Below are 4,610 nucleotides of genomic sequence, written 5' to 3'. Positions count from 1 at the left end.
GTACCGGCCACGTAAGTAGCTATAGGTTTGGAAGATTCGGCAATCATTTTAGCTGCTAGGTCTACATGGGCGACCATGCCGCCCGGGCCGTTTATCCAGAGTACCGCGCCGCAAATCTTCGGATTACCGGAAATATCCCGGAGTTGCTGTTCCAGGCGGTAAGTCTCCCAGGAATACAAGGTACCTTCCAGGATAATGACGGCCACGCTGTCAGCCGGCAGGGTGTCATCATCCAGTTCCCACCGGTTGGCAAGGTAAGGAGTAGTAGCGTAAGCGGTTATTTTATTATTGTTAAGCCGTTTTTCGATCGCATCCAGGTTGCCGGCTGCAACACACGGCACAAGTAAAGAAAGCAACCGGTAATAATCATTATCAGCGATTGCCCAAGGTGCTGTAAAAATCTCCTGTATTTTATCCACGTTCTCTTTTTTACGACAAAGAAAACGCCTATATTATAGGCAGAGAAGGACTGAAAGGAGCCTACAGAAACGCATCAACGCCCGACCCCGTACCGGACAGGGTGCAATTATACAGCCCCCCGCCGATCTCAAAAGAAAAGGTAAGCGGGTAATCAGGGGAGCCGGAAACACGGGGATTACCCGTTTCATCAATATAGAGAGCGACAAAGGGCGTCGCTTTCAGGTTTTCCAGATAAAGCGTCTTATTTCGCGACACGTCGGCAAGTTTGAAGGTATGTTTTTTAGTATAGACATCTTCATTTCTGCTATCACCAAGTTTTAAGGTTCCCGGTACGATCGTAAGAATATCAGGTTTTCCGATAGAACGGATAACGACTTTCGAACGCATGACGCCAAAATGAATAATGTTGTAAACGGGAACCAGTTGTAAGTTATGGGCGGCAGATATTAACTTTCTTGACATAATTACAGATATAAAATATTGATAATCAAACATTCAGCATTTTTCGGACGTTTTTCAGCCAAAAACCGGACAAAAAAGGACAAACAGATACACTTGGTAGGTAAAAAACAACTTGCTTTTTTACACTTTTTTTCGATTATAGGCCCTTTTCTTCTTGCGCCTGAAACTGTCCCGCCACCGCTGGTAGTTTTTCAGTAGCCCGTCTTCCTGAATGGAAGATATATCATACTTTTTCAGGAAGGTAAAAACGGTTTCCTTAAACTCGATTCCGCGCAGATGCTTGTTTTCGTCCATGAGTTCGTGCAGCTCGGCCCACATCAGGGCACGCAAACGCTTTTCAAGAATGGCGGTACCACGTACGGAAATGTAATTGAACTGTTCCGGAGACTTGCCACCGGCAAAATTGGCCTCCCGGCGGTCAGGTAACATAAACTCCAGGTTGCCACGGTCAGCCGGACAATTAACCGGCCGTTTCTCCATAAGATCGTAAATAGTCACATAGATATCGGACGAAGAAGGAAAACGAACGGTACCGACTGTTTCGTCATAATATTTGCCACGGACGTACTCGGCCAGGTAGGATTCAATCTGTATTCGGGTGGTAATCATAACAATAACATTCCTTTTTAAAGGCAAAGATATTCCTTTATTAGCTGTTGTTCTGCCATTTACAAGAAAATGTAGGATTTCAGCCGCCATTTTGATAAATATACTCCGAGAGAATAATTATAATGTGTCTTTTCCTGCTACCACACGGCCGGCATTTTCCCTTCCAGGCTGTTCTGATATAATCCGGTACTAAATTTCTGTAATTTCGTAACCGGGCAACCAACAAATGTAAAACCCTGTATCTTAGCAACTTAATAGCGTTACTAAGTCCCGTTACAAAAAAATGGCAGGAAAACAGTTTGTAACCGGGCTTACCGGTAGAAGATAAAAAGGCCTGTGTTACAAACCGGAAAAGTTAGTAACCGGTTTGTAACTGCAACTTCGTAACCTTTATTTCCTATTTATTTATTTGATTTTCAGACTTTTTTCTTTCAAGCAAACAAAGGTTACAAGGTTACTAAAATTTTGCATGAAATATAGATTGGGTATGGGGAAGGAAGCCGGGCAAGGCACCTTTGTTTCCATACGAAAAGAGGGACCGACACTTTCGTATCTGGTCCCTCTTTTCGTATTTTATACCGGCTCCGGATCGTCTTATACACGATGTTTGCACCTGCTTAAAATCCATTCCTTGATGTCCGGGTCCACACGGCGGTGCACGACGGCCGTATAGTCTTCATTAAATTCATACTCCAGGCCATTGTTTCCTTCCAGGATAAAAACACAGGCTGTTTTTATGATCCATTCGAGCTGCTCGCCCGAATAGCGTTCCAGCACCAAAACAGTACCGGGTTTCATACGCTCCAGATAGCGGTAAACCTGTTCGGCGAATTTCCGGAACTTCTCGCCGCTATTCCAAAGCGTGGTAAACTCGGACATGCTGTTTAATTTTAAATGTGCATTATTCATTCCTCTGGCCGTTCATCCGGTACAAATACAAGTGTCTGGTCGGTTGGTCCCGTTTCATCACCGGCAGCCGCTTCCGCCGTGCCGCATGAACGTAAATAAATCATATCGGCAGCCTTTCCGTCGCTATCCTTGCGTACGATACGTCCCTGGGAGTTACAAAGGTCCTTCGGGTTGAGTTCCTCAATGTAGGGACAAAGGGCCACAAAGCCTTTAAGAGCCTTTGTAAAACGCTGCATCGTGATTTTATTCACACCGGAAAAGCTTTTGTAATCAGCAAAAGCCTTTTCACGAACAATAAAGCTATCCAGGTGTTCGCTGTCCGGAGAGAAATAAGAGTTCGCCCAATCCTCAAAGTTATTTCCCATATCGGCCTTGTATTTACGCCTGATAATGTTTTCCATGGGCGGAAGCAATTTTATAGATTCCTCGCAAAGGGAAAGGTAAAAACGGCAGCACTGCAAGAAGAAATTTATATCGGCGTTCCACTCGCTTTCGGAATACGTCTTAGAAAACAAATCTTTTCCGAAGTCGTCCCGGATAGAACGCGTTTCCCGGTAGTCGTTATCTTCCGTACGCTGGTGGTAGTAGTCGGAGAATACCAGGTACAGCAAACGGGCTTCCGTAGACGGATCAAAATCAATAGGTACGTAATTGGTGGTAAATCCCAGCTTGGCCGATTCCTCGAAAGGTATAGTAAATGACTGGTTGTTCTTCGGGTTCACGGTCATATCTGACGTGATGATATCGTAAAACAGGCCTGTATTAAGATACCGGTCGCAATCATCCACCAGAATAAAGTCGGTATGCTGGTTTACCTGGTCGAACACATGCGGATTATCCATTAACTTGGGATTACGGCCGGAAAGCTTGACGGTCTTCATAAAGTAGGAAAGGGCTTTGAACATGAATGATTTGCCCGAACGTCCGTTACATTCCCCGTCTTCACCGATCTTGTTATCCATGGCCTGCGGTGCCCAGGCACGGGAAGGGGACTTATACCGGTGCAACATATAACCGATAGTAAATATCTTATTGATAAGGTTCCTTTTCTGTTCGGCCACTTCTTCCGCCATGAGGCCTTCCCCCTCGATATCGAATTTATGTTTCTCCCGGTAGGATTCCGCTTCCCCCACGCTCTTGTTGTCGAAATTGTATTCCAGTTCCTTACGCCAGTAAACGCGGCTCGAATTGATTACATAGCCGAAAAAGTTAGACGGTACGGCATTTATCCGGATATCAAATACATCGTTGCCCTCTATGTCTTTTTTACGGGAAATGGTAAACATATCTTCCATAAGACGGACTTTGTGTTTCAGTACATTTTCTTCCCAAACGTAGTGGGATAATGTGCTGCCGTTGGCCGGATGTTCCTTTATACCGGTGCCGCTTACCTCCATGCTGCAACCGGGAAAGAAAAACATCTGTGTATTATGGGTATAATTGGTAAAGTCCAGTTCTATTTCCTGCAAATTGTCCAGGGCCGTATCTGAAAGTTTGGGGCTGTTCAAAATTAAATTTCTGATATCGCGGGATAAAAAACTATCCTGGGCCCAACCGCGGATAAACTTCCGGATATCCTTTGCCTTTATCAGTTTTACGATATTGCCGGTAATACGGATGTATTTCGTTGAACTGGAATTTTCATCATGAAGCGAATAGAAACCGTTAAGACGTAAAAAGTAGTGAAGGCAGTCCGCGTCTATATTGTGATCCCATTGCCGGGATTTCTCGTTAAACTTGGAATACCAGAATTTGGCGGGCATGGCAAGCGTCATAAGGTTACGGAAATCTTCGTTCTTGCTTCTTAACTCCATGAAATCCCGGAAGTCCTTACGGGGTTTGCCCCGCTGGTCCCGGTAAGTGTTAAGCCAGGCCGGTAGCCAGATCGTGTGGATGTCAATAAAACGCAATGCAAGTTCCGTACCCTTCACCCTGCCCGTCGTGTCGATATCAGGTATGTTATACAGGACTTCAACGTATTTCATGATTTCTTTGTAATCCTGTTCGGAAAGTTTATACGTTTCCGAATTAAACCAAATTGGGGAAAATCCCAGCGATTTAACGCACAAGGCGTCGCGCTCTCCGGAACATATAAACGCTTCCTGCAGCTTCTGTTCCTTATAGGGCTTTTCCGCATTGGCCGGATTCTTTTTAAATGCGGCTTCCTCCCTGGAATTAAATTCCCGGTATAAGGCTTTCAGTTCGGAAAG

Annotated in this window: 4 protein-coding genes and 1 pseudogene; all 5 read right to left on the bottom strand. The window is 44.9% G+C overall.

Annotated elements, in window-relative coordinates; genetic code table 11:
• Positions 1–419, bottom strand: a pseudogene (locus NSB03_RS19960) (S49 family peptidase); the annotation flags it as partial.
• Between the two features lie 61 nt (positions 420–480).
• Positions 481–915 carry a hypothetical protein gene (locus NSB03_RS19955; RefSeq protein ID WP_024988758.1) on the bottom strand — a complete coding sequence of 145 codons (435 nt, stop codon included), beginning with the start codon at positions 913–915 and terminating at the stop codon, positions 481–483.
• A gap of 87 nt (positions 916–1,002) precedes the next feature.
• Entirely contained in the window at positions 1,003–1,491 is a 489-nt protein-coding gene (locus NSB03_RS19950; RefSeq protein WP_024988759.1) for a hypothetical protein, read from the bottom strand.
• Positions 1,492–2,085: 594 nt separating this feature from the next.
• Positions 2,086–2,370: a hypothetical protein gene (locus tag NSB03_RS19945; RefSeq protein WP_228099361.1), complete on the bottom strand. Its 285-nt coding sequence runs from the start codon at positions 2,368–2,370 to the stop codon at positions 2,086–2,088.
• A 26-nt stretch (positions 2,371–2,396) separates the two neighbouring features.
• The coding region (locus NSB03_RS19940) for a hypothetical protein (protein WP_257466608.1) at positions 2,397–4,610 on the bottom strand (2,214 nt) is incomplete at its 5' end.

The organism is Bacteroides acidifaciens, from assembly GCF_024623065.1.
Lineage (GTDB): Bacteria > Bacteroidota > Bacteroidia > Bacteroidales > Bacteroidaceae > Bacteroides > Bacteroides acidifaciens.
This window is presented reverse-complemented; position numbering and strand designations above follow the sequence as displayed.